Genomic DNA, 23,817 nt, shown 5'->3' with positions numbered 1-23,817 from the left:
GTGACGACCCACGTTCCCGGGAACCCCGTCGAGCTGCCCACCGTGGCGGCCGGCGGGGTTCCCGCTACCACCGTCCTGTCCACCGCCGACGGGGCCGTCGTCAAGCGCACGGTCCTGCCGTGCGGGGCGCGCGTGCTCACCGAGGCCATGCCCGGGCAGCGTTCGGCCAGCATCGGCTGCTGGGTCGGCGTCGGCTCGCGCGACGAGACCAGGGGCCACTTCGGCTCGACGCACTTCCTCGAGCACCTGCTGTTCAAGGGCACCGAACGCCGCGACGCGATGGACATCGCCTCGGCGTTCGACGCCGTCGGCGGTGAGGCCAACGCCGCCACCGGCAAGGAGCACACGACCTACTACGCGCGGGTGCTCGACTCCGACCTGCCGATGGCCATCGACGTCGTCACGGACATGGTCACCTCGGCCGTGCTGGACGACGACGACTTCACCAGCGAGCGCGAGGTCATCCTCGAGGAGCTCGCGATGAACGACGACGACCCCGGCGACGTCGCGCACGAGAAGTTCGCCGAGCTCGTCCTGGGGCAGCACCCGCTGGCCCGGCCCATCGGCGGCACGCCGGAGACCATCCGCGCCGTCGGCCGCGACGACGTCTGGGCCCACTACCGCGAGCACTACCAGCCCTCCACGCTGGTGTTCACCGCGGCCGGCGGGCTCGACCACGACGAGGTCGTGACCACGGTCCAGCGCGAGCTCGACCGCGCCGCCGGGGACCTGGGCGAGGCCGCACCGCGCCCGCGCCGCGTCTCCGGGCAGGTCGAGGGGGGTCTGGAACGCGGCCAGGCGCTCGTGGTGGACCGCCAGACCGAGCAGGCCCACGTCCTGCTCGGCACGACGGGCATCACCGCCACCGACGAGCGCCGGTTCACGCTGTCGGTGCTCAACGCGGTCCTCGGCGGGGGGATGAGTTCCCGGCTGTTCCAGGAGGTGCGCGAGAAGCGCGGCCTGGCGTACTCGGTGTACTCGTTCAACGCCAACTACGCCGACTCCGGCTACGTGGGCCTGTACGCGGGCTGCTCACCGGCCAAGGCGCCGCAGGTCGCCGAGCTCATGCTCGCCGAACTGGTGAAGCTGGGCGAGACCCCGCTGGAGGCCGAGGAGCTGGGCCGCGGCATCGGCCAGCTCACCGGTGGTCTGGTGCTGGGCCTGGAGGACTCCGGGTCCCGCATGAACCGCCTCGGCAAGGCCGAGCTGACCCACGGGCAGTTCCTCGACGTCGACACCGTCCTGGCCCGCATCCGCGCCGTGACGGCCGAGCAGGTGCAGGCCATGGCCGTCGACCTGCTGGCCCGCCCGCGCTCGGTCACCGTCGTCGGCCCGTTCGACGACGACAGCGCCTTCACCGGCGTCGTGCGGTGACGACCGCGCCGATCAGGGTCTCGGTCGCGGGGGCGCGGGGCCGCATGGGCTCGCAGGCCGTCGCCGCGGTCGAGGCCGCCGACGACCTCGAGCTCGTCGCCGCGCTCGGGCGCGGCGACGACCTCGCCGCCGCGGCGGGTTCGGACGTGTTCGTCGACCTCACCGTGCCCGATCAGGTGATGGCCAACGTCGAGCACGCCCTGGCGCAGGGCATGCACGTCGTCACCGGCACCACCGGGTTCACCCCCGAGCGCGTCGAGCAGGTGCGCCGGTGGGCCGACGCGGCCGGGCGCAACGTGCTCGTCGCGACGAACTTCGGGATCGGGGCCGTGCTGGTCATGCAGCTCGCCGCCAAGGCCGCGCGGTTCTTCGAGTCCGTCGAGGTCGTCGAGCTGCACCACCCCGCCAAGGTCGACGCCCCCAGCGGCTCGGCCATCCGCACGGCCAGGCTCATCGCGCAGGCCCGGGCCGAGGCCGGCCTCGGCCCGTCCCCGGACGCGACCGAGACCGCGCTGGAGGGAGCCCGCGGGGCCGTCGTCGACGGGATCCACGTCCACGCCGTCCGCATGCGTGGGATGACCGCGCACCAGGAGGTCATCCTGGGCGGGCCGGGGGAGACCCTGACCCTGCGCGACGACACCTACGACCGCGCCGCCTACATGCCCGGCCTGCTCGTCGGCGTCCGCCAGGTCGCCTCCCGGCCCGGGGTCACCGTCGGCCTCGAGCACTACCTCGACCTGGACTGACGGGACCCCACCGGTGCGCACCAAGGTCGTCGTCGCCGTCAGCGTCGCGGCGCTGCTGTTCTACTTCGTGTTCCTCGGCCGGCTCGGCGCGGCGCTGATCGGCACGGGGAACTGGGCCGGGATCGCGCTGGGGATCGCCCTGTTCCTGCTGCCGCTCGTCGGCCTGTGGGCCGTCGCGCGGGAACTGATGTTCGGCGTGGCGACCGAGAGGCTCGGCCGCGAGCTCGCCGCCCGCGGCGAGCTGCCCGTCGACGACCTGGACCGCACGGCGGCCGGGCGCATCGACCGGGCCGCCGGCGCCGCGGCCTGGGAACGGGCCCGGGCCGAGGTCGAGGACGCCCCGGACGACGCCGGGGCGTGGTACCGCCTGGCCATGGCGTACGACGCGGCCGGGGACCGCCGGCGCGGCCGCGCCGCCGCGCGCCACGCCGTCAGGCTCCACCGCCGCTAGCCTGCCCGGCATGACGTCCTTCGCGGACCGCGCCGGCACCTGGGCCGGGCAGAACTCCTTCCGCCTGCTGGCGACCGACGAGCCCCGCCCCGCCCCGGCCTCGGCCGTGCTCGGCGTGCAGGGTCCGCTCACCACCCTCGCGTACGCGTGGGAGCACCCCACCGACGGCGACCAGGCGGGGTCGCTGACCGTCGGCCCGGGCCCCGACGACGGCTCGGCCGTGGCCCTGTGGGGTGACAGCTGGCACCAGGCCCCCGAGGCCAAGGTGCTCACCGGCCACCGCGACGGCGCGTCCGTCACGGTCGGGTACGACTACGCCCCCGGTCAGTGGCGGTGGGAGATCACCCTCACCGCCACCGACGACGGCCTGGAGCTGCGGATGGACAACGTCCCGCTCGAAGGCGACGAGGAGCGCTACGCCGCGATGGCGGCCCGCCTCCACCGCACCTGACCTCTGACCCTTCCCGCGCGACGCACACGTCGGACCCCGGGAGAGGTGCTCGCGGGGGTCCGACGTGTGCGTCGCGCGGGAAGGGCGGGATCAGTGGTCGCGGTGCACCGGGGCCCGGCCGGGCGGTTGCGCCGGGCGGGGCAGCAGCGGGTGCACCGGGGCCACCGGGAGCGTGACCGGCTCACCCGAGCGGACCGTGACCTCCTGCCCGGCGTGCAGCAGGGTCAGGCTCGAGCCGTGGTCGCGCGCCGCGTACGTCACCTCCTCGGGGGTGATGTCCACGCTCAGCTTCACCTCGTGCCAGCGGATCGTGAACCGCAGCCGGGTCAGCCCCTCGGGCAGGTGCGGGTCGAAGCGCAGCGTGCCGCCGTTGTCGCGCATGCCGCCGAGGCCGTGGACGAGGGCCAGCCACGTCCCGGCCAGCGACGCCATGTGCAACCCGTCGCCGGTGTTGTGGTGCAGGTCCCGCAGATCGACCGTCGCCGCCTCGTAGAGGTAGTCGTGGGCCAGCTCCAGGTGGCCCACCTCGGCGGCCGTGATCGCCTGCACCGCAGCGGACAACGACGAGTCCCGCACGGTCCGGGGTTCGTAGTAGTCCACGACGCGGGCCTTGTCCTGCGCGCTGAACGCGTCGGGGAACCAGAACAGGGCCATCTGCAGGTCGGCCTGCTTGACGACCTGCTTGCGGTACAGGTCGAAGTAGGGCGAGTGCAGCAGCAGCGGGTAGTGCGGGTTCGCCGCGAAGTCCCACTCCGGGCGCCGGGTGAACCCCTCGCACTGCTGGTGCACGCGCAGGTCCTCGTCGTAGGGGACCGCGACGGCGCCGCCGGCGTCCCGCCAGGTGGCCTGCTCCTCCAGCGTGACCCCCAGGGACCGCGCCAGGTCGGGCTGGCGGACGCAGGCCCGCGCCGCGGCCAGCAGGTTCTGCGCCGCCCCCAGGTTGGTGAAGACGTTGTCGACGACGACGGCGGTGTACTCGTCCGGCCCGGTCACCCCGGCCACGTGCCAGCGGCCCTGCGCGTCGTGGTGGCCCAGCGACATCCACAACCGCGCGGTCTCCACGAGGACGACCAGCCCGCCGTCGGTCTCCAGCTCCAGGCTGCCCGTGGCGACCCGGTACCGCTCGACCGCCGCGGCGATGTCGGCGTTCACGTGGAACGCCGCGGTGCCCGCCGGCCAGTACCCGCTGGACTCCTGCCCGCGGATCGTCCGCCACGGGAACGCGGCACCGGACAGCCCGAGCTCGCGGGCCCGCTGCCGGGCGTCGTCCACCGTGCGCGCGCGCCAGCGCAGGGCGTCCGCCGCGGCCCGCGGCGCGGTGTACGTCAGGACCGGCAGCACGTACGCCTCGGTGTCCCAGAAGATGTGCCCGTCGTAGCCCGGGCCCGTCAGACCCTTCGCGGGGATCCCGCGCTGCTCGGCCCGGGCCCCGGCCTGCAGGACGTGGAACAACGCGAACCGGACCGCCTGCTGCACCTCCGCGTCGCCCTCGACGTGCACGTCGGCGGCGTCCCAGAACTCCGCCAGGTACTCCCGCTGCTCGCGCAGCAACCCCTCGAAGCCCGTGAACCGGGCGCCCGCGAGCGCCCCGGCGACCTGGTCGCGCAGCGCCGGGCGGGATCGCAGCGCCGACCAGCCGTAGGCCAGGTACTTCGTCAGCCGCAGTTCCTGACCGGCCTCCAGGGCGCACACGACGGTGGTGCGCGCCCAGTCCTCGGCGTCCTGCGTCTCGACGTCGACCCGGCCCGGGGCGTGGACGTGGTTCTCCATCCCGGCGGCCATCTGCAGGCCGCTGACCCGGGTGCGGTGCACCAGCGTCGCGCCGCTGCTGCCCTCCAGGCGGGTCGTGTCGTGCTCGACGCAGACCAGCGGGGACTCCAGCACGGCCGCCACGCGCGGGTCGTCCGCCGTCCGGGGCATCGCCTGGTTGGCGACCAGCTCGGACTGCAGGGTGAGGCGGACCCCGGCGTCGACGGCCTCGACGACGTACTCCACCGCCGCGACCGCCCGCTGCACGAAGGAGACCAGCCGGGTGGAGCGCACGCGGATCCGCTTGCCCGCCGGGGAGACCCACTCGGCGGTGCGGGTCAGGGTCCCCGCCCTCAGGTCCAGGACGCGCTCGTGGGCCAGGAGGGTCCCGTAGCGGACGTCGAACGGCTCGTCGTCGACGAACAGCCGCACGATCTTGCCGTCGGTGACGTTGACGACGGTCTGCCCGACCTCGGGGTAGCCGTACCCGGCCTCGGCGTAGGGCAGGGGACGTTCCTCGTAGAAGGAGTTCAGGTAGGTGCCGGGCAGGCCGTGGGGTTCGCCCTCGTCGAGGTTCCCGCGGAACCCGATGTGCCCGTTGGACAGGGCGAAGACGGACTCGGCCGACCCCAGGAGGTCCAGGTCCAGGCGGGTCTCGCGGACCTGCCAGGGGTCGACGGGGAACGCGTCCTGGGCGATCACCGCCCCTGCTCCAGCAGGTCGGCGAGGTCGGTGACGACGACGGTGGCGCCGTGCTCGCGCAGCGCGTCGCCGTGCCCGTGGCCGAGGCGGTCGACGCCCACGACCGCCCCGAAACCCCCCGCGCGCCCGGCCGCGACCCCGGACAGCGCGTCCTCGAAGACGACGGCGCGAGCGGGGTCGACCCCCAGGACCCGGGCGCCCTCCAGGAAGCTGTCAGGTGCCGGTTTGCCCTCGATGCCCTTCTCGCGCAACGTCACCCCGTCCACCCGTTCCTCGACGAGGTCGGCCAGGTGAGTCACCTCCAGGACCTGCCGGGTGTTCGCGCTGGAGGACACCACGGCCCGCCGCAGGCCCGCCTCGCGCGCGGCCCGCAGGTAGCGGCGCGAGCCCTCGTAGACCTCGACGCCGTCGGAGGCGATGCGCCGCAGCAGGTCCGCGTTCTTGCGGTTGCCGAGCCCTGCGACGGTCGTCTCCTCGTACGGCTGGTCCGCCGGGTCGTCGGGCGAGCCGTCGGGCAGGTGGATCTCGCGGGAGGCCAGGAAGTCGCGGACCCCGTCCTCGCGGGGTTTGCCGTCGACGAACGTGGCGTAGTCGGCGTCGGCGTCGAAGGGCCGGAAGGCCTCACCCGTGCGCTCGGCGCGGGCCCGCAGGAACACGTCGAAGGTCGCCTTCCACGCCGCGTCGTGGACGGCGGCCGTGTTCGTCAGGACGCCATCGAGGTCGAAGAGCAGAGCGGTCACGTGGTCGGGCAGTCCCAGCACGGTGCCGACCCTAGGAGACCGGCGCCCGGGGTGCAGGTCGGGCACACCCCGGCCCGGGTGGGGCGTCCTCCTCGCCCGGGCCTCGAGAACCCGGGCGCCCCGGTGCCGTCGCCCCGACGGGCCAGGGGCTGCTGCCGGGGCCGGTGCCGCCCCACCCCGCACGTCGCGCCGCAGGAGGTGGTCCTGCCGGTCGTCCTGGTCGCGGTGACCGCCGGCAGCACTGGTGTCGTCGACGCCGGGCGGTGCTGCTCGACGTCACGGCGTGGCCTCGCGCTCCGGGCGAGGTCGCTCAGTCGCGGGGGTTCAGGGCCTCCGGGTCGGCATCGGGGTCGGTCTCGGGGTCGGTCTGCGCTGCGCCGTCCCCGGAGGGGGTGTCGCGCAGGTCGCGCGGGTTGAGCTGACCGGGGTCGGCGTCCGGGTCCGATGTCGTCGGCTCGGTCGTCGGCTCGGTCGTCGGCTCGGTCGTCGGCTCGGTCGTCGGCTCGGTCGTGGAGTCGGTCGAGGAGTCGGGGGTGGGGTCGGGGGACTGGTGTTCGCTCATGCCTCCACCCTCAGCCCGGCCCGCGGCGGCTGCCCGGTGGAACGCCCGCGCGCGGCCTCGAGCCAGCCGAACAGGTCGTCGGCCGGCATCGGCCGTGCGTGCACGAAACCCTGCACCTCGTCGCAGCCGAACCCGGCCAGGACGTCCAGCGTGGCCTCGTCCTCCGCGCCCTCGGCCACCACCCGCAGCCCGAGCCGGTGCCCGAGGTCGACGGTGGCCGCCACGATGGCCCGCACGCCCGCGTCGGACAGCAGCCGGCTGGTGAAGCTGCGGTCGACCTTCAGCTCGGTGGCGGGCAGGTCCGACAGGTAGGCCAGGGAGGAGTACCCCGTGCCGTAGTCGTCGATGCTCAGCCCGAACCCCTCCCGGCGCAGGGCGTGGCACAGCGCCAGGCTGGCCTCCCCGTCCTGCATGAGGGCCGTCTCGGTGACCTCCAGGACGAGGTGCCCGACGGGGAACCCGCTGCGCGCCAGCCCCTGCAGGTGGGGCAGCAGGTCGGGGTTCAGCAGGCAGCTCGTCGACAGGTTCACCGAGACCGACAGCTCTTCGTGCCCCGCGGCGTGCCACCGCTGGAGGTCGGCGGTCGCGCGCGCCAGCACGTGGGTCGTCAGGTGGCCCATGAGGCCCTCCTCCTCGAGCACGTCGAGGAAGGCGCCGGGACCGAGCAGGCCGCGCTCGGGGTGCCGCCACCGGACGAGGGCCTCGACGCCGCTCGCGGTGCCGTCGGCCAGGCTCACCTGCGGCTGGTAGAAGACCTCGAACCCGGACGGGTCGCCCGAGTCCCACACCCGGTGCAGCTCGTCGGCGACCCGGGCGCGTTCGCGCGCACTCACGTCGAGGCCCTGGTCGTACAGGCGCACACCCGAGCCGGTGGACTTCGCCTGGTACATCGCGGTGTCGGCCCGGCGGAACAGCTCCTGGGCCGCGTCGTCCCCACCGGCCGCACCGGCCACGCCTCCGCCGTCCCCGCCGTCGCCGGCACGGGCGACCCCGATGCTCACGCGGACGCGGTGCTGGTCGTCCGAGCCCGCCGCGGCGAACAGCGCCCACGCGAGGCCGAGCGCGGCCGCGTCGTCCTCGGCCGGGTGCAGGACGGCGAACTCGTCCCCGCCGAGGCGGCACAGCAGCGTCCCCTCCGGCACGGCCGCGGCCAGCCGCCCCGCCAGGTCGGTGAGCAGCCGGTCGCCGGCGAGGTGCCCGTAGCGGTCGTTGACCTCCTTGAACCGGTCGAGGTCGAGGACCAGCAGCGTCAGGGGGCCGGTGTCGCGGTCCGCGAGCGCACGGGCGAAGGCCCGCCGGTTCGCCAGACCGGTGAGCTCGTCGGTGAGCGCCTCCTGCCGGCGCACGGCGAGGGAGGCGAGGTCGCCGATCAGGTGGACCACCCGGAAGCTGACGCCCACGACCGCGACGGAGGCGCACACCACCGACCACGTCGTGAGGGCGGGGGCGAGCCGGGTGTCCAGGACCAGGACGGTCACGGCGGCCAGGAGCACCACGAAGGCGCCGATCGTCAGCGACTGGGTCGTGGCCGGCTGCGGCCGGCTGGGGCGCACGGGCAGCCGGCTCGCGCCGGCGGTGGCCAGCAGCAGGACCGTGGTCCCCGGGGCGGCCCAGCAGGTGCTGCGCGTGGTGGCGTCCAGGACCAGCCCGGTCAGGGCGGCGCCCGCACCCGCGGCCAGCAGCCAGGGCCGGGGGTCGCGCAGCAGCGCACCCATGCTGGCCACGGTCAGCGTGGTCCCGAGCACCACGAACAGGGACCCGACGCCGACCAGCAGCAGCTGGACCGCCACCGTGCCGCCCGCGTCCCAGCCGGTCCGGGCCAGGACCAGGTCGCCGACGGCGGCCACGGCCAGGATGGCGCTCAGGCCGTTCAGCCAGTCGCTCGGGTCGGTGGTGCGGGTGCTGATCCGGTTCCAGACGATGAGGCCGCGGTACAGCAGAGCGCAGCTGACCAGCGAGGTCACCGTCGACGGCGCGACCCCGCTCGCGCCCGGGCCCGGCACGACGTCGAGGAGCGCCCCGAGGACCGCGACCGCGGCGGCGTGCCGGAACCAGCGCCACACGTCGCGCTCGTCGTCCACGCGGCGCACCCGCTCGTGCAGCAGCACGACGGCCGCGGCGCACGACGCGGCCCGCAGCGCGGCGCCGACCCGGTGCCCGGAGCCGGGGTCGAGGAGCGGGAGGGCGCACACGAGCACGCCGGCGCAGACCAGCAGGACGGCGGCGACGCCCGTGGCGCGGCGGCGGCCGAGGGCGATGGCCCAGGAGACCCGGGAGGACATGACGCACCGCTTCCGTGGAGGTCGAGGACGATCACCCGGTGGCTGCAGGCAACGAGGTCCCATCGGCGCCCGGGAGCGCCGGCTGGACCCGCGCGCGGACCGACGACCCGACCGGAGCAACGTCGCGGCCCCGGGCCGCGGCCCGGGGACCACCGGCGGGACCACCGGCGGGACCACCGAGGGGGCACGGGCCGGGTCACCCGGCCAGCACAACGCGGCACGGCGCAGGCTTGCCCCGCCCTCACGTTCGAGACAGGCTGCGCCCGTGAACAGAGTCGTGCGCTTCGAACGCTGGGGTGGGCCCGACGTCCTGGAGGTCGTCGACGTCCCCGCCCGTGAGCCGGGACGCGGCGAGGTCAGCGTCACCGTGCGCGCCGCCGGCATCACGGCGGGGGAGTCCGCGGCCCGCGAGGGCGCGCTCGCGCAGCTCTACCCCATGGCCTTCCCCACCGCGACCGGGTCGGAGTTCGCCGGCGTCGTCACCGCGACCGGGCCCGGTGCCCGGTTCGGCGTCGGCGACGAGGTCCTCGGCTGGAGCCCCGAGCACGCCGGCCACGCCGAGACCGTCGTCGTGCCCGAGACCGCGCTCGTGGTCAAGCCCGAGGCGGTCTCCTGGGAGGTCGCCGGGGCCCTGTACGTCGCCGGCGTGACCGCCTGGACGTGCGTGGAGAGCACGAAGGTCCGCGACGGGGACGTCGTCCTCGTCGTCGGGGCGGCCTCGGACGTCGGCACCCTCGCCGTCCAGCTCGCCCGCCTGTGCGGGGCGGCCGTCGTGGGCGTCGCCGACCCCGTGCACCACGACTGGCTGCACGCGCACGGAGCCGACGCGGTCGCCCCCGCCGACGCGGGCGCGCTCGCGCGCGTCGTGCACGAACGCGCCGGCCGGGTCGACGTCATCCTCGACACCACCGGAGCCGACGTCGAGCACCTCGCCGAGGCGCTGGGGGTCCCGGCGCAGCGGTGCGTGGCCACCCTGCCGCTGGAGGCCGACCTGGAGTTCGGCGGCGGCGGACCGCAGCGCGCCGACGTGCTGGCCGAGCTCGTCGACCTCGTGGCCGGCGACCGGCTGCACGTGCCGATCGCGGGGGTCTTCCCCCTCGCCGACGTCGTGGAGGCGTTCGCGACGGCCGAGCGCCCGCACCGTCAGGGGCGGATCGTCCTGCTGCCCTGAGCGCTCCCGCCCCCGGAGCCGTCCCCGGGGGCGGGGTGCTCGCGCTGCGCCGCCAGGCGCACGGGGGTGTTCGCGGCGCCGTACCCCCGGTACCCGCCGCGCCGTTCGACGACCTCGACGAAGAACTCCCGGCTCACCGCGCGGGTGAAGAAGTGCAGGAACTCCCCGCCGTCGGGGTCCCGGTCGTAGAGGACGTGGTGGCGGCGCAGGGCGTCCAGGAACCGCTTGTCCAGGCCGAACCGGGCCTGCAGGTCGTCGTGGTAGTTCACCGGCACGGGCAGCGGTTCGCCGCCGGCGGCGACGAACGCGGCGACCACGGCCAGCACGTCGGTGGTGGCCAGCGCCACGTGCCCCGAGGCCAGCGGGCGACCGCGCAGCGTCGCCGAGGTCGGGCCCACGTTGAGCGCGATCCGGATGCCCGCCGTGGACGTGTACGCCCGCGAGCGCACCAGGCCGTCGGGGGCGGCGACCTCGGCGAGCTCGCCCGGGCTCATCCCCAGGACGGTGGTCAGGAACAGCCCCGCGGAGTCGAACCCCGCGAAGGGCTGCGGCAGGGCGACGTGGTCGATCCCCGTGAAGGACCGTGCCGTGGCGGCCTCACCGGTGGGCAGGAAGTCGCCGCGCCAGTCGGGGTCGTCCCCGCAGAACTGCACCCACGTCCCGTCCGGCGCCACGAGCGAGGGGATCTCGGCCTCACCGGGCCCCACCGGGCGGTGCACGAGGGGGGCCAGCAGCTCGCGGGCCCGGGCGGCCAGGACCTGCGGGGCGTCGGAGCGCAGACCGAGGGAGGACAGCCGGGCCCGCTCGGCGCTCGCCCGGTGGTTGACGACGACGCGGACGTCGCCCCCGGTCCACAGGTCGACGTCGCCGCGGCGGTGCGCCCCCGTTCGGGCCAGGCCGAGGGAGCCCAGCAGCGCCGCGACCGCCGGCGCCCCCTCGGCGGAGGCGGCGACCTCGACGAACGCCCACCCCGACGGCGAGGGGGCGGCGGGCAGGGTGCCGGGTGCGGTCAGGTCGGCGAGGTGGCGCAGCGACCGGGCGGCGTCCACGGCGGCGCGGCCGGGGTCGGACTGGCGGTAGAGGTCGTTGAAGACCTCCAGCGAGACGGGCCCGCCGTAGCCGGAGGCCGTGACGGCGCGCTGGAACCGGGCCAGGTCGAAACCGCCCTGACCCGGGAAGAGCCGGTGGTGGCGCGACCACGGCAGGACGTCCATCCCCAGCAGCGGGGCGTCGGCCACCTGGCAGAAGAAGAGCTTGTCGAGGCCGGCGATGTCGTCGGGGTCATCCCCGCGGGACAGGACGTGGAAGGAGTCGACGCACGTGCCCAGCGCCGGGTGGCCGGCCAGGGCCACCACCCGGGCGCCGTGGCGGTAGTCGGCCACGTGCGCCCCCCACGCCAGCGCCTCGTAGGCGAGCCGGACGCCCTCGCCGGCGGCCACGTCGGCCAGCGCGGTGAGCTGGGCGGCGAGCTCGTCGTCGTCGTGCACGGCGCCGGCGTGCACCGAGGAGCAGACGAGGATGAGGTCGCAGCCCAGCTCGCGGGTCAGTGCGGCCTTGTGCCGCAACCGTTCCCGGCTCCGGGCCGCGGCCGCGGGGTCGACGTCGTCGGGGTCGCGGAAGGGCTGGAACAGGGCGACGGCCAGGCCCAGGTCGCCGGCCAGGGCCCGGACCTCGGCCGGGCGCAGCGGCGAGGCCAGCAGGTCCGGTTCGAACACCTCGACGGCGTCGAAGCCGGCCGCGGCCGCGGCGCGCAGCTTCTCCGACAGGCTCCCGGCCAGGCTCACCGTGGCGATCGAGGTCCGCACGCACCCACCCTGCCACGACCGGTCGCGGCGCAGGGCCGGTGCGGGGGCCACGTAGGGTGCGCGGGTGAGCCACCCCGTCCTGGACCGCCCGTTCGCCGCAGTCCTGTTCGACATGGACGGCACCCTCGTCGACTCCACCGCGGCCATCGCCCGCAGCTGGACGACGTGGGCGCTCGAGCACGACGTCACCGCCGAGCAGCTCGCCGGCGCCGCCGGGCACGGCCGGCCCGCCCCCGAGATCGTCGCCGACCTGGTGGGCGGCGAGGGCCTGGCCGCCGCGGCGGCGCGCATCACCGAGCTGGAGATCGCCGACGTCGACGACGTCGTGCAGCTGCCGGGCGTCGCCGACCTGCTCGCGGGGCTGCCCGCCGGGTCCTGGGCCATCGTGACGTCCTGCTCGGCGCCGCTGGCCGACGCCCGACGGCACGCCGCCGGACTGCCCGACCCGGAGGTCCTGGTCACCTTCGACGACGTCGAGAACGGCAAACCCGCACCCGACTGCTTCCTGCTCGGCGCCGCCCGGATGGGCCTGGACCCGGCCGACTGCCTCGTCGTGGAGGACGCCCCCGCCGGGCTCAGCGCCGCCCGGGCCGCCGGCTGCGCCACCCTGGCCGTGCGCACGACCCACCCCACCGGCCCCCTGGACGCCGACCTCGTCGTGCCCCTGCTGTCCGCCGTCCGCATCACCGCCGGGCCGGACGGTCTGCGGGTGCGCCGGGCCGGGGAGCCGGGGCCGGCCACGGACCTGTAACGCCCCGGCCCCCGGCGCCGATGTGCCCGCGGGACCCGGTCGCTGCCCGGACCCCCGAGCGGGCAGCGACCGGGCTCCTCCACGTCCGGGTCACGTCCGGGCCGGGTCCGGGCCCGGCGCCCGCGCCCGGCGCGGGTCTGGTGAGCCGTCGAGTCGCCCCCTCGCGGTAACCTCCCACCATGCCGACCGTCACCGCCGCAGTGCCCCCGCGTCCGTTCGGGACGGTGCTGAGCGCGATGGTGACCCCCTTCACGCCCGACGGCTCCCTGGACCTGGCCGCGGCCGCCGCCCTGGCCGAGCACCTCGTGGCCACCGGGCACGACGGCCTCGTGGTCAGCGGCACCACGGGCGAGTCGCCCACCACCTCGGACGAGGAGAAGGACGCGCTGCTGCGCGCCGTCCTCGACGCGGTCGGGGACCGGGCCGTGGTCGTGGCCGGCGTGGGCACCAACGACACCCGGCACACCGTCGAGCTGGCCCGCGCCGCCGAGAAGGCCGGCGCCCGCGGGCTGCTGGTCGTCACGCCCTACTACAACAAGCCCCCGCAGGCCGCGCTCCTGGCCCACTTCACGACCGTGGCCGACGCGACCGGCCTGCCCGTGATGCTCTACGACATCCCCGGCCGCGCGGGGGTGCCGATCGAGACCGAGACGCTCGTGCGCGCCGGCGAGCACGAGCGCGTCGTGGCCGTGAAGGACGCCAAGGGCGACCTGTTCGCCTCCGCGCAGGTCCTGGCCCGCACCGACCTGGCCTACTACTCCGGCGAGGACGCCCTCAACCTGCCGCTGCTGGCGCTCGGCGGGTCCGGCATCGTCTCGGTCGTCAGCCACGTCGCCGGCCGGGAGTACGCCCGGATGATCGCCGCGCTCGACGCCGGCGACCTGCCGGCCGCCCGCGCGCTCAACGCCCGGCTGCTGCCCGCCGTGCGGGGGATCATGACGCGCACCCAGGGTGCCGTGGCCGTCAAGGCCGCCCTCGAGCTCACCGGCGTCCTGGCCAACCGCACCGTCCGCCAGCCCCTGCTGCCGGCGAGCGGCGAGGAGGTCGGTGCCATCGCCGCCGACCTCGCCCTGGCCGGCCTGGACACCTCCCGGTCCCAGACCCCGCAGAACGCCTGACCACCCACCCTTCCCACGGTCGCGGCCGCCACCAGGCCGCAGGAGGAGCCGCATGAGCCACCCCCACCCCGAACTGAGCACGCCCCCGAAGCTGGCGAAGGGCGCCCTGCGCGTCTTCGGCCTCGGTGGTCTGGGCGAGGTCGGGCGCAACATGACCGTCTTCGAGTACGACGGCAAGCTGCTCGTCGTCGACTGCGGTGTCCTGTTCCCCGAGGACCACCAGCCCGGCGTCGACCTGATCCTGCCGGACTTCGGCCCCATCGCCGACCGGCTCGGCGACATCGTCGCCCTCGTCCTGACCCACGGGCACGAGGACCACATCGGTGCCGTCCCGTACCTGCTGCGGTTGCGTCCGGACATCCCGATCCTCGGGTCGCAGCTGACGCTGGCCCTCATCGAGGCCAAGCTCAAGGAACACCGCATCAAGCCGTACACCCACGCGGTGCGCGAGGGCCAGAAGGAGCAGCTGGGGCCCTTCGACTGCGAGTTCATCGCCGTCAACCACTCCATCCCCGACGCCCTCGCCGTCGCCATCCGCACGGGCGCGGGCCTGGTCCTGCACACCGGCGACTTCAAGATGGACCAGCTGCCGCTGGACAACCGGATCACCGACCTCAACGCGTTCGCACGCCTGGGCGACGAGGGCGTGGACCTGTTCTGCGTCGACTCCACGAACGCCGAGGTCCCGGGCTTCACCGCCCCCGAGCGCGACATCGGCCCCGTGCTGGAGCAGCTGTTCGGCCGCGCCGAGCACCGCATCATCGTGGCCTCGTTCGCCTCCCACGTGCACCGCGTCCAGCAGGTCCTCAACGCCGCCGACGCGCACGGGCGCAAGGTCGCCCTCGTCGGCCGCTCGATGGTCCGCAACATGGGCATCGCCGCGGACCTGGGGTACCTGCAGGTCCCCAAGAACATCCTCATCGACCTCAAGCAGGTCGACGACCTGCCCGACGACCGCGTCGTGCTCATGTGCACGGGGTCGCAGGGCGAGCCGATGGCGGCCCTGTCGCGCATGGCCAACCGCGACCACCGCATCTCCGTCGACCGCGGCGACACCGTGATCCTGGCCAGCTCCCTCATCCCGGGGAACGAGAACGCGGTGTTCCGCGTCGTCAACGGCCTGGCCCGCCTCGGCGCGACCGTCGTGCACCAGCAGAGCGCCAAGATCCACGTCTCCGGTCACGCCAGCGCCGGGGAACTGCTCTACTGCTACAACATCCTCAAACCGCGCAACGTCATGCCCGTGCACGGGGAGATCCGGCACCTGCTGGCCAACGGGGACCTCGCGGTGAAGACGGGCGTGCCGCGCGAACGCGTCGTCATCGCCGAGGACGGGGTGGTCGTCGACCTCGTCGACGGCAAGGCGAGCATCGTCGGGTCCGTGCCCGTGGGGTACGTCTACGTCGACGGCTCCAGCGTCGGGGAGATCACCGAGGCCGACCTGAAGGACCGGCGGATCCTCGGCGAGGAGGGGTTCATCTCCATCTTCGTCGCCGTCGACTCCGTCACCGGCAAGGTCGTGTCCGGGCCGGAGTTCAACGCCCGCGGGTTCATGGGCGAGAACGAGGACCGGTTCGACGCCGTGCGCAAGCGCGTCGAGAACGCCCTCAACGAGGCCTCGACCGGGCCGGTCGACACGTACCAGCTGCAGCAGATCGTGCGCCGCACGGTGGGGACCTGGGTGTCCCAGGCCCACCGCCGCCGGCCGATGATCGTGCCGGTCGTCGTCACCGCCTGAGCGCGCACCGCGCCGCGGCCGCCTTCACTCCCGGGGGCGGCTGCGGCGCAACGCGACCCACACGACCAGGTTGACCACGACGGCGACCCGGACGACGCCGGCCGCCACGCCGAACGTCACCGTCGAGGCCGGCAGCAGCGCCACGGTCAGCGAGGCCAGCAGCAGCAGCGCGGCCACGACCCACGCGACGACGAGCGCCGGACGGGCCCGCACCCGCTCGCGCACCGCGTGCCGCAGGGCCGGCGGCGTCCGCCGCCACGTCGGCACCACCCACGCCGCCAGCGCCCCCCACGCCACCACGAGGACCCCCCACCGCCACGGTGCGCCGCTGCCGCGCGCGTGAGCGGCGGCCCCGGCGAGCGTGACGGCCAGCACCGCGAGCAGGGCACCGGCCCACACCCGCCGGGCCAGACCGACCGCCAGGACGTCGACGTTGTGCCGGGCGACGGCGCTGTGCGGGTCCAGCGCCAGCGAACCGCCCAGCAGCTCGGCCCCCCGGCCCAGCCGGTTGCGGTTCAGGGCCATGGCCCCGAGGTTGTTCAGCGCGTCGGCGTGCTGCGGGTCGATCGCCAGCACGGCCTCGTAGGCGTGCCGGGCCCGGCCGTGACGGCCGCGTCGGTGGTGGACCAGCCCGAGGACGAACAGGGGCTGGGTCAGGCCCGGCCCGGTCGCGACGGCGCGTTCGGCGACGGTGACCGCCTCGGCGCGGGTCGCGCGGCGCGCGGACAGGACGGTGGCGAGCTGGCTCAGCGCGTACGGTTCGCGCGGTTCGAGCCGGACCGCCTCGCGGGCGGCGGCGACGGCCTGCTCGTGCTGCCCGAGGGCCTCCAGCGCGAGGCTGGCCAGGCGGTGCCCGTGCTCCTCACCCGGGTCCGCGCCGACGGCGGCGTTCGCGGCGCCCAGCGCCGCCGCGTACCGGCCCAGGCGCAGTTCGGCGACGGCCGCCAGGCGCAGGGCCACGGGGTTGCCCGGATCGCTCGCGAGCACCTCGTGGACGGTGCGCAGGGCCTGTTCCCAGCGCCCGGCGTCGACCAGCGCACCGGCGCGGCGCAACGCGACCTCGGTCGGTGACGGCGCCGGTGGCGAGGGTGACGGGTCGTCCGGCCAGGGCGTCACGAGGCCTCCTCCGTTGTCGCAGAGCGGGTCCTGCCGCCCTGCCAGGATGCTAGGTTCTGCGCCGTGGAAGATCCCCGGCGCCCCAGGTCCGAGGGTCCCTACTCCCCGCGGCACTCCACCGGCGGTCTCCTCGGCAGCCGCCCCGCGCGCCTCGTCGCCGCGGGGTTGACCGTCTCCCTCGGGGTCGTCGGCGCGGTCGTGATCACCGGGCACGACGACGAGCGGGCGCCCGCGGTGCAGGCCGCCCCCGGCCTGCCCACCGCGCAGTCCTCCTCGCCGTCCTCCGGACCGTCTTCCGCGCCGTCCCCATCCCTGCCGGCGCCCGCTGCGGCCGGAGCGACCGCGTCCGCCGCGCCGCCGACCCCGCGCGTCGTGGACCAGGCCCCCGCGCCCGCCGGGACCGCCGTCGTCGGGCGGGCACGGGCGGACGACACCGGCACCGCGCAGAGCTCCCGGAACTCCACGGACTCCGGCAACTCCGGCAACTCCGGGAACCCCGGGGACTCCCGCCAGTCCGCGGGCCGCGCCGTGCCCGAACCCGCCCGGCCCGTCACCCCGGCCCCACTGGCCCCCGCCGCCCCGCCCGCCCCCGAGGTACCCCCCGTCGTCGCACCGGCCGAGCGGTTGGTGCTCACGGTGTCCGTGGGCGTCCCCGGACGCGTCCAGGTCCCGCCGCAGTCGCTGCAGATCCACCTCCCCGGCCCCGACCCGGTCGAGGTGACGGGGTCGGTCACGAGCCCCGAGCCCGGCCGCGTCGACGTCGGCGTCACGGTCGACCCGGGGCCCCGGCACGTCGTCGAGGACCCCGCCCCGGAGACGGCCGGGGTCCTCGCCGCCGCGCTGCAGCGGGTGGCACGGCACGCCGCGGCGCCGGCCGGGCAAACCCCTGTCGCGCCCTGAGGCGCGCCGCGTAGCGTTCCGGGCGTGAACGGACGGGCGCTGGTCCTCGGGGGCGGGGGATCGGCCGGCAACGCCTGGTCGATCGGGGCCGTCGCGGGCCTGGCCGACGCCGGCCTCGACGTCCTCGGCGGCGATCGTGCCGCGGACCTCGTCGTCGGCACCTCGGCGGGCGCCACCGCGGCCGCGCAGCTCCTGGCCCGGCCCGCCGCGGACCTGCTCGCCGACGTGCTCGCCACGGCGCGCCCGCGCGGACGTCCCGCCCGGTCCGCCGGGCACGACGTGCTCGCCGCGTCGAACGCCGTCATCGCCGCCTCCACCGGACCGGAGGACGTGCGCCGCCGGTTGGGGGCCTCGATGCTCGCCGGCGAGGAGCCCGGGTCGATCGCCGAGGTGGTCGCGCGCCGCCGCGCGCTCGTGGCGTCCCGCCTCCCCAGCGCCGAGTGGCCCGCCCGACGCCTGCTGATCACCGCCGTCGACGCGACCACGGGCGAACCGGTCGTGCTGGACTCCGGCAGCGGCCTCGACCTCGTCGACGCCGTCTGCGCCAGCACCTCGGGCCCCGGCGGCGCCCCGCACGCCGCCGGGGGGCGGCGCTTCCTCGACGGGGGCTACCGGGCTGGGGAGAACGCCGACCTCGCGCAGGGGTTCGCCCGCGTCCTGGTGCTCGCGCCGCTGGGCGGCCGGACGCGGATGCCCCTCTCGTGGGGCATGCACCTCGCCCCGCAGGTCGAGGCGTTGCGCGCCGCGGGGTCCCGGGTCGAGACCGTGTTCCCGGACGGGGGCGCCCACGCCTTCGGGACGGACCTCATGGACCCGGCGGCGCGCCCGCCCGCGGCCCGGGCGGGGTTCGCCCTGGGGCGGCACCTCGCGCGGTCGCTGGACGGGTTCTGGTCCTAGCGCCGGCGGGTGCGCAGGTGGGCGACGAGGTCGTCCCACGACCCGTCGGTGTTCGCGTACGTCGCGACGTTGCGCGCCGCCTCGAACCAGGGACCCGTCGAGGGCCGCACCTGCCGCCAGGCGGTGTGCAGGTCCTGACCGGTGATGGGCCGCACCCGCCCGGAGCGCAGCGAGTCCCGCAGCGCGAGCTCCGCGGCGGTCTCGACGACGTGGGCGAGGTCGGCACCGGAGAAACCCTCGGTGTGCGCGGCCAGCGGGGCGAGGTCGAGGGAGTCGGTGGGGCGCTCGCGCAGGTGGTGCTCCAGGACGGCCAGGCGCGCGCGTTCGTCCGGGGGCAGGACCAGCAGCATCCGGTCGAGGCGGCCGGGGCGGCGCAGCGCCGGGTCGACGTCCCACGGCGCGTTGGTCGCGGCCAGGACGAAGACGCCCTCGTTGTCGCCGTCGACCCCGTCGAGCTCGGCGAGGAACTGCTGCACCGTCGTGCGCATCCCCGAGGACCGGTTGCCGCTGCGGGACATGCCCAGACCGTCGACCTCGTCGAAGAACAGCACGCAGGGCGCGTTCCGCCGCGCCTGCTCGAAGAGGGCGTGCAGGTTCTTCTCCGAGTTCCCGATCCACATGTCGAGGACGTCGGACAACCCGACGGACAGGAACTGCGCCCCCATCTCACCGGCCACGGCCCGGGCGATGAACGTCTTGCCGCAGCCGGGCGGCCCGTACAGCAGCAGGCCTCCGCGCAGGCTCTTGCCGTAGAGCCTGCGCAGCTCGGGGTTGCGCAGCGGTCCGAGGAAGGCCAGTTCGAGGCGCTCCTTGACCTCCGCCATACCGGCGACGTCGGAGAGGGTGACCCGCGGGCGCTGGACCTCGGCGGTGGTGCCGGGGTCGGGTTCGTCGTCGTGGGCGGCCAGGCCCGTGGTGTCGAGCGGGCCGAGGTCGGCCTCGGCGCTGGCCCAGTCGAACGCGGGTGCCGGTGCGCTCGGGGGGGCGGCCGGCGGCCGGGCCAGCGCCTGCTGGACGAGCTCGCGGGCCGCCGTCGAGGTCGGGTCGAGGGCCAGGACGCGCGAGGCGTGGGCCAGGGCGCCGTCGTGGTCCCCGGCGGCCAGCAGCAGCTGGGCCACGTGCAGGCGCAGGGGGGCGTCGTCGGGGGAGGCCTCGACGGCGGCGAGCAGACTGCGCAGCAGCGGGTCCTCGGAAGCGCTCACGACGTCAGCGTAGGGCGCGTGAGGAGACGACCGGCGCCGTCGGCCACCCGGCCGACGAGGAGCTCCAGCGGCCCGCGCCCGAGCGTGAGCCGCCACAGCGTCGCGAACGCCGCACCGAGCAGGACGTGGAACGCGAGCAGCGTCAGGGAGGTGTCGTCGGTGCCCGCCAGCGCCAGGACGTGCGCGGTGTAGATCGTCAGGGGCATGCCGCCGAGCGCGGCGACGGGGTACAGGAACCGCGTCACCGTCCCCGGCAGCAGGCACGCCGCGCCGAGGACCACCAGCGCGGTCCCCGCGGTGTGCAGCAGGTCGAACGGGGTGCCCGAGTGCGGGACGAGCACCGTGAGCCACCACCGGCTGTCGGTGGGGACGCTGCCGTAGAGGTCCAGACCGTCCAGGGGGCCGTGGAGCCGTTCCAGCGCGGCGCGGCCACCGGCGGGGCCCAGCAGCAGCGCGCTGGCGGCCCAGGCGCCCGCCGCCAGCAGCAGGCCCGCGCCCAGCACCCGCACGCACGCGGCCGTCCCGGTCAGGTCGAGCTTGGCGACGGCCAGCCCGAGCAGCAGGTACCCCGCCCACCCGACGACGGGGTAGTAGCCCGTCAGCGCCAGGGCCTCGAGCAGGTCGCCGGGGCGGGCCAGCCACGGCAGCGTGGGCTGGTCGTACTGCGCCTCGAGCCCCAGGGCGTCGCGCACGGCGAAGGACACCAGCGGGGCCAGGGCCAGCCAGCAGCCGGCCAGGACCGCGAGCCGCCGGGCCGGCCACCACAGGAACGGCAGCACGACGACGAAGGCGACCCCGTAGTACGGCAGGATCACCGCGACCCGACTCCCGGACTCGACGAGCAGCAGCCCGAGGAGGGCGATGAGCAGCCCGCGCACGGCGACGCTCGTGCGGGCCGCGGCCCGCCGGTCGGCCGAGCGCCGCGTGGCCAGCCCCAGGGACAGGCCGGCCAGCACCGCGAACAGGCCCGAGGCCCGGCCGTGGGCGAGGGCGTGGAGCGTGCCGCCGGGACCGTCCGGTCCGGGCAGGACGTGGACCGCCATCATGCCGACGACCGCGACGGCGCGGGCGAGGTCGATGCCGACGAGGCGCTGCGGGTCCGGTCCTCGGAGCATCGGGCCAGTCTGTCGTGCCGGTCCGACGCGCAGGACCCGGCGTGTCGGCGACGGTCCCGCGGGCGCCCGGGAGACGCTGAGGTCCGGCTGGGTGCTCGCCCGGTCGGGGCACTCGCGCCCGGGTACGGTGATCCGCATGGCCTCCCGGACGAACGCGCGCACGACCAGCGGTAGGGGAGGGGCCTCCAAGGTGGCGACCGGTTCGCGCAGTGGCACGAAGTCCTCCGGGGGCAAGACCCCGGCGCGGTCGACGGCGGCGCGGGGCGGGTCCCGTCCGGCGGCCAACCGCGCCCCCGCCAAGGCCGCGCCCGCTCGTCGCGCCCCCGCCCGCCCGGTCCCCAGCGGACCCTCGTGGCCGGTGCGGGCGGTCTCGGCGATCTGGATGGGGTGCGCGCACCTGGTCGGCGGCACGGCCCGCCGCATCGGCTCCGGCGCCCGGGACCTGGACCCGGAGCTGCGCCGCGACGGCGCCGGGTTCGCCCTGCTGGCCCTCGCGATCGTCGTCGCCGCCCGCGAGTGGTGGGGCCTGCCCGGCCGGGCCGGCGCGGTCGTCCACGCCGTGGCCGCGGGCACGTTCGGCGAGGTCGCGCTCGCGCTGCCCGTCGTCCTCGTCGGGTTGGCGGTGCACCTGCTGCGCCACCCCGACCACACGCAGACCACGACCCGGGCGGTCGTCGGCTCCATCGCCCTGACCCTGTCGGCGGCGGGCCTGGTGCACCTGGCCACCGGTGCCCCCTCGCCGACCGGCCCCGAGGGCGCGGGGGCCGTGACCGACGCCGGGGGGATGCTCGGGTTCCTCGTCGCCGGTCCGCTGACGACGGCCCTGACGCCGTGGGTGATGGTCCCGATCCTGGTGCTGCTGGGGTTCTTCGGGGTCCTGGTGCTGACCGCGACCCCGGTGCACGCGATCCCGGCGCGGCTGCACGAGGCCTACGAGCGCCTCACCCACCACCCGCACCGGCCCGAACCGCAGGAGCGCGGTGACCTGCCGGCCCGGGCCCTGGCCCGCCAGCGGGCGGCCCGGGCGATCGAGGCGGCTCCGGACGCCGAGCTCGAGGAGAAGCCGAAGCGGCGTCGCAAGAAGGACGACGTCCCCCTCGACCCCCGGGTCGGGGACGAGGCGTTCGAGCAGGCGGCCGTCGTCGACGCCGGCTCCGAGCCCGGGGCGGACGCCGCCGCCCGGCCGCGGCCGGGGGAGCGCCGGGTCGTCCCCTCCGACGTGCCCTCGGTGCGCGAGCAGCTCGAGGACCGCCCCCGCGTCGACGGGTCCTCGGTCCCGGCGAGCAAGCCCAAGGACCTGGTCGCGCCGCCGTCGACGCCGATGCCCCCGCGCATCGAGCAGCTGGTGCTGGCCCCCGACGTCACCTACACCCTGCCCGAGCCGATGGCCCTGGCGCCCGGCACGGCGCCCAAGGAGCGCAGCGCCGCCAACGACCGCGTCGTCGAGGCGCTGTCGGGCGTGCTGGACCAGTTCGACATCGACGCCCGGGTGACGGGGTTCTCCCGCGGCCCGACGGTCACGCGCTACGAGGTGGAGCTCGGTTCCGGCACGAAGGTCGAGCGCGTCACGCAGCTGTCCAAGAACATCGCCTACGCGGTGGCCAGCGCCGACGTCCGGATCCTGTCGCCGATCCCCGGCAAGTCCGCCATCGGCATCGAGATCCCGAACTCCGACCGCGAGACCGTGTCCCTGGGCGACGTGCTGCGCTCGCACGTGGCGACGTCGAGCGAGCACCCGATGGTCATGGGCGTCGGCAAGGACGTCGAGGGCGGGTTCGTCATCGCCAACCTCGCGAAGATGCCGCACCTGCTGGTGGCCGGGGCCACCGGCGCCGGCAAGTCGAGCTTCGTGAACTCGATGATCACCTCGATCCTCATGCGGGCCACGCCCGACGAGGTGCGCATGGTGCTGGTCGACCCCAAGCGCGTCGAGCTGACGATCTACGAGGGCATCCCGCACCTCATCACGCCGATCATCACGAACCCGAAGAAGGCCGCCGAGGCCCTGGAGTGGGTCGTGCGGGAGATGGACATCCGCTACGACGACCTCGCCAACTTCGGGTTCAAGCACGTCGACGACTTCAACAAGGCCGTCAGGGCGGGCAAGGTCACGCCGCCGGAGGGCTCGCAGCGCGTGCTGCAGCCCTACCCGTACCTGCTGGTGATCGTCGACGAGCTCGCCGACCTCATGATGGTCGCCCCGCGCGACGTCGAGGCCTCGATCCAGCGCATCACGCAGCTGGCCCGCGCCGCGGGCATCCACCTGGTCCTGGCCACGCAGCGCCCGTCGGTCGACGTCGTCACGGGTCTGATCAAGGCGAACGTCCCATCGCGGCTGGCGTTCGCGACGAGCTCGCTGGCCGACTCCCGCGTCGTCCTGGACCAGCCCGGGGCGGAGAAGCTCGTCGGGCAGGGCGACGCGCTGTTCCTGCCGATGGGCGCGTCCAAGCCGATGCGCGTGCAGGGGGCCTGGGTCACCGAGAGCGAGATCGAAGCCGTCGTCTCGCACGTGAAGTCGCAGCTGCAGCCGGTCTACCGCGACGACGTCGTGGTCGCGGCGCAGAAGAAGCAGGTCGACGAGGAGATCGGCGACGACCTCGACGTCCTGCTGCAGGCCACCGAGCTGGTCGTGACGACCCAGTTCGGGTCCACGTCGATGCTCCAGCGCAAGCTGCGGGTCGGTTTCGCCAAGGCGGGCCGGCTCATGGACCTGCTGGAGTCGCGCGGGGTGGTGGGCCCGAGCGAGGGGTCCAAGGCCCGTGACGTGCTGGTCCGTCCCGACGACCTGCCGGCGACGCTGGCGCTCATGCGGGGCGAGGAACCGCCCACGGCGGTGGAGCCCACGGGGGAGCCCGAGGTCGTCGAGCTCGACGGGGGCGAGGACGCCTGGGAGCTGCTGGACCGGCGCTGACGCGGGGTCGCGCGACACGTCACGCAGAGCGAGCAG

General features: G+C 75.6%; 19 protein-coding genes. 11 read left to right on the top strand and 8 right to left on the bottom strand.

What is annotated here, in order from left to right; all coding sequences use genetic code 11:
- The 4 genes from CLV37_RS03775 to CLV37_RS03760 are packed head-to-tail and all read left to right on the top strand — an operon-like array spanning window position 1 to window position 3,022.
- Window positions 1-1,374, top strand: coding sequence for a M16 family metallopeptidase (locus CLV37_RS03775; RefSeq protein ID WP_106207033.1), 1,374 nt, complete (start codon window positions 1-3; stop codon window positions 1,372-1,374).
- Window positions 1,371-2,120, top strand: coding sequence for a 4-hydroxy-tetrahydrodipicolinate reductase (gene dapB, locus CLV37_RS03770; protein WP_211298337.1), 750 nt, complete (start codon window positions 1,371-1,373; stop codon window positions 2,118-2,120). Before CLV37_RS03775 ends, dapB begins: the two co-directional genes overlap by 4 nt.
- Window positions 2,121-2,133: 13 nt before the next feature.
- Window positions 2,134-2,571 (top strand): hypothetical protein, encoded by a 438-nt coding sequence (locus tag CLV37_RS03765; protein WP_106207031.1) that lies wholly within the window; start codon window positions 2,134-2,136, stop codon window positions 2,569-2,571.
- 10 nt (window positions 2,572-2,581) lie between these two features.
- On the top strand, window positions 2,582-3,022 hold the full coding sequence (locus CLV37_RS03760) for a hypothetical protein (protein ID WP_106207029.1): 441 nt from the start codon (window positions 2,582-2,584) through the stop codon (window positions 3,020-3,022).
- Between the two features lie 90 nt (window positions 3,023-3,112).
- Here the strand turns inward: CLV37_RS03760 and CLV37_RS03755 are convergent, their stop codons facing one another.
- The 4 genes from CLV37_RS03755 to CLV37_RS03740 form a co-directional block, all read right to left on the bottom strand.
- On the bottom strand, window positions 3,113-5,473 hold the full coding sequence (locus tag CLV37_RS03755; RefSeq protein WP_106207027.1) for a glycoside hydrolase family 65 protein: 2,361 nt from the start codon (window positions 5,471-5,473) through the stop codon (window positions 3,113-3,115).
- The gene (locus CLV37_RS03750; protein ID WP_106207025.1) at window positions 5,470-6,234 is read right to left on the bottom strand and encodes a beta-phosphoglucomutase family hydrolase; all 765 of its coding nucleotides are present in this window, start codon (window positions 6,232-6,234) and stop codon (window positions 5,470-5,472) included. Before CLV37_RS03750 ends, CLV37_RS03755 begins: the two co-directional genes overlap by 4 nt.
- Before the next feature lie 289 nt (window positions 6,235-6,523).
- The gene (locus tag CLV37_RS03745) at window positions 6,524-6,775 is read right to left on the bottom strand and encodes a hypothetical protein (protein ID WP_106207023.1); all 252 of its coding nucleotides are present in this window, start codon (window positions 6,773-6,775) and stop codon (window positions 6,524-6,526) included.
- Window positions 6,772-9,057 carry a putative bifunctional diguanylate cyclase/phosphodiesterase gene (locus CLV37_RS03740; RefSeq protein WP_106207021.1) on the bottom strand — a complete coding sequence of 762 codons (2,286 nt, stop codon included), beginning with the start codon at window positions 9,055-9,057 and terminating at the stop codon, window positions 6,772-6,774. Before CLV37_RS03740 ends, CLV37_RS03745 begins: the two co-directional genes overlap by 4 nt.
- A gap of 265 nt (window positions 9,058-9,322) precedes the next feature.
- Between CLV37_RS03740 and CLV37_RS03735 the strand changes: the two genes are divergently transcribed.
- A complete protein-coding gene (locus tag CLV37_RS03735) occupies window positions 9,323-10,228 on the top strand; it encodes an NADP-dependent oxidoreductase (RefSeq protein WP_106207019.1) in 906 nt (301 codons plus the stop codon).
- Here the strand turns inward: CLV37_RS03735 and CLV37_RS03730 are convergent.
- A complete protein-coding gene (locus tag CLV37_RS03730; protein WP_106207471.1) occupies window positions 10,201-12,033 on the bottom strand; it encodes a sugar phosphate isomerase/epimerase and 4-hydroxyphenylpyruvate domain-containing protein in 1,833 nt (610 codons plus the stop codon). The two genes, CLV37_RS03735 and CLV37_RS03730, sit on opposite strands and share 28 nt — an antisense overlap.
- 64 nt (window positions 12,034-12,097) lie before the next feature.
- On the opposite strand from CLV37_RS03730, the gene CLV37_RS03725 reads away from it, so the two are divergent.
- The 3 genes from CLV37_RS03725 (at window position 12,098) to CLV37_RS03715 (ending at window position 15,640) form a co-directional block, all read left to right on the top strand.
- A complete protein-coding gene (locus CLV37_RS03725; RefSeq protein WP_106207017.1) occupies window positions 12,098-12,784 on the top strand; it encodes an HAD-IA family hydrolase in 687 nt (228 codons plus the stop codon).
- A gap of 179 nt (window positions 12,785-12,963) precedes the next feature.
- Window positions 12,964-13,902 carry a 4-hydroxy-tetrahydrodipicolinate synthase gene (gene dapA, locus CLV37_RS03720; protein ID WP_106207015.1) on the top strand — a complete coding sequence of 313 codons (939 nt, stop codon included), beginning with the start codon at window positions 12,964-12,966 and terminating at the stop codon, window positions 13,900-13,902.
- A gap of 52 nt (window positions 13,903-13,954) precedes the next feature.
- Window positions 13,955-15,640 (top strand): ribonuclease J, encoded by a 1,686-nt coding sequence (locus CLV37_RS03715; RefSeq protein WP_106207013.1) that lies wholly within the window; start codon window positions 13,955-13,957, stop codon window positions 15,638-15,640.
- A gap of 24 nt (window positions 15,641-15,664) precedes the next feature.
- Here CLV37_RS03715 and CLV37_RS27375 read toward each other — a convergent pair whose 3' ends face one another.
- Entirely contained in the window at window positions 15,665-16,756 is a 1,092-nt protein-coding gene (locus tag CLV37_RS27375) for a tetratricopeptide repeat protein (RefSeq protein ID WP_170127036.1), read from the bottom strand.
- 63 nt (window positions 16,757-16,819) lie between these two features.
- Between CLV37_RS27375 and CLV37_RS27370 the strand changes: the two genes are divergently transcribed.
- Both CLV37_RS27370 and CLV37_RS03705 read left to right on the top strand, forming a co-directional pair.
- Window positions 16,820-17,656 (top strand): hypothetical protein, encoded by an 837-nt coding sequence (locus tag CLV37_RS27370; RefSeq protein WP_170127035.1) that lies wholly within the window; start codon window positions 16,820-16,822, stop codon window positions 17,654-17,656.
- A gap of 24 nt (window positions 17,657-17,680) precedes the next feature.
- Window positions 17,681-18,553: a patatin-like phospholipase family protein gene (locus CLV37_RS03705; RefSeq protein WP_106207009.1), complete on the top strand. Its 873-nt coding sequence runs from the start codon at window positions 17,681-17,683 to the stop codon at window positions 18,551-18,553.
- On the opposite strand, the gene CLV37_RS03700 is transcribed toward CLV37_RS03705, so the two are convergent.
- A complete protein-coding gene (locus CLV37_RS03700) occupies window positions 18,550-19,755 on the bottom strand; it encodes an AAA family ATPase (protein ID WP_106207007.1) in 1,206 nt (401 codons plus the stop codon). The genes CLV37_RS03705 and CLV37_RS03700 overlap by 4 nt on opposite strands.
- Window positions 19,752-20,870, bottom strand: coding sequence for a heparan-alpha-glucosaminide N-acetyltransferase domain-containing protein (locus tag CLV37_RS03695; RefSeq protein ID WP_170127034.1), 1,119 nt, complete (start codon window positions 20,868-20,870; stop codon window positions 19,752-19,754). Before CLV37_RS03695 ends, CLV37_RS03700 begins: the two co-directional genes overlap by 4 nt.
- A gap of 136 nt (window positions 20,871-21,006) precedes the next feature.
- On the opposite strand from CLV37_RS03695, the gene CLV37_RS03690 reads away from it, so the two are divergent.
- Entirely contained in the window at window positions 21,007-23,781 is a 2,775-nt protein-coding gene (locus CLV37_RS03690; RefSeq protein ID WP_245885223.1) for an FtsK/SpoIIIE family DNA translocase, read from the top strand.
- The last annotated feature ends 36 nt before the right edge of the window (window positions 23,782-23,817 follow it).

Origin of the sequence: Kineococcus rhizosphaerae (genome assembly GCF_003002055.1) — a bacterium.
GTDB lineage: Bacteria > Actinomycetota > Actinomycetes > Actinomycetales > Kineococcaceae > Kineococcus > Kineococcus rhizosphaerae.
This window is presented reverse-complemented; position numbering and strand designations above follow the sequence as displayed.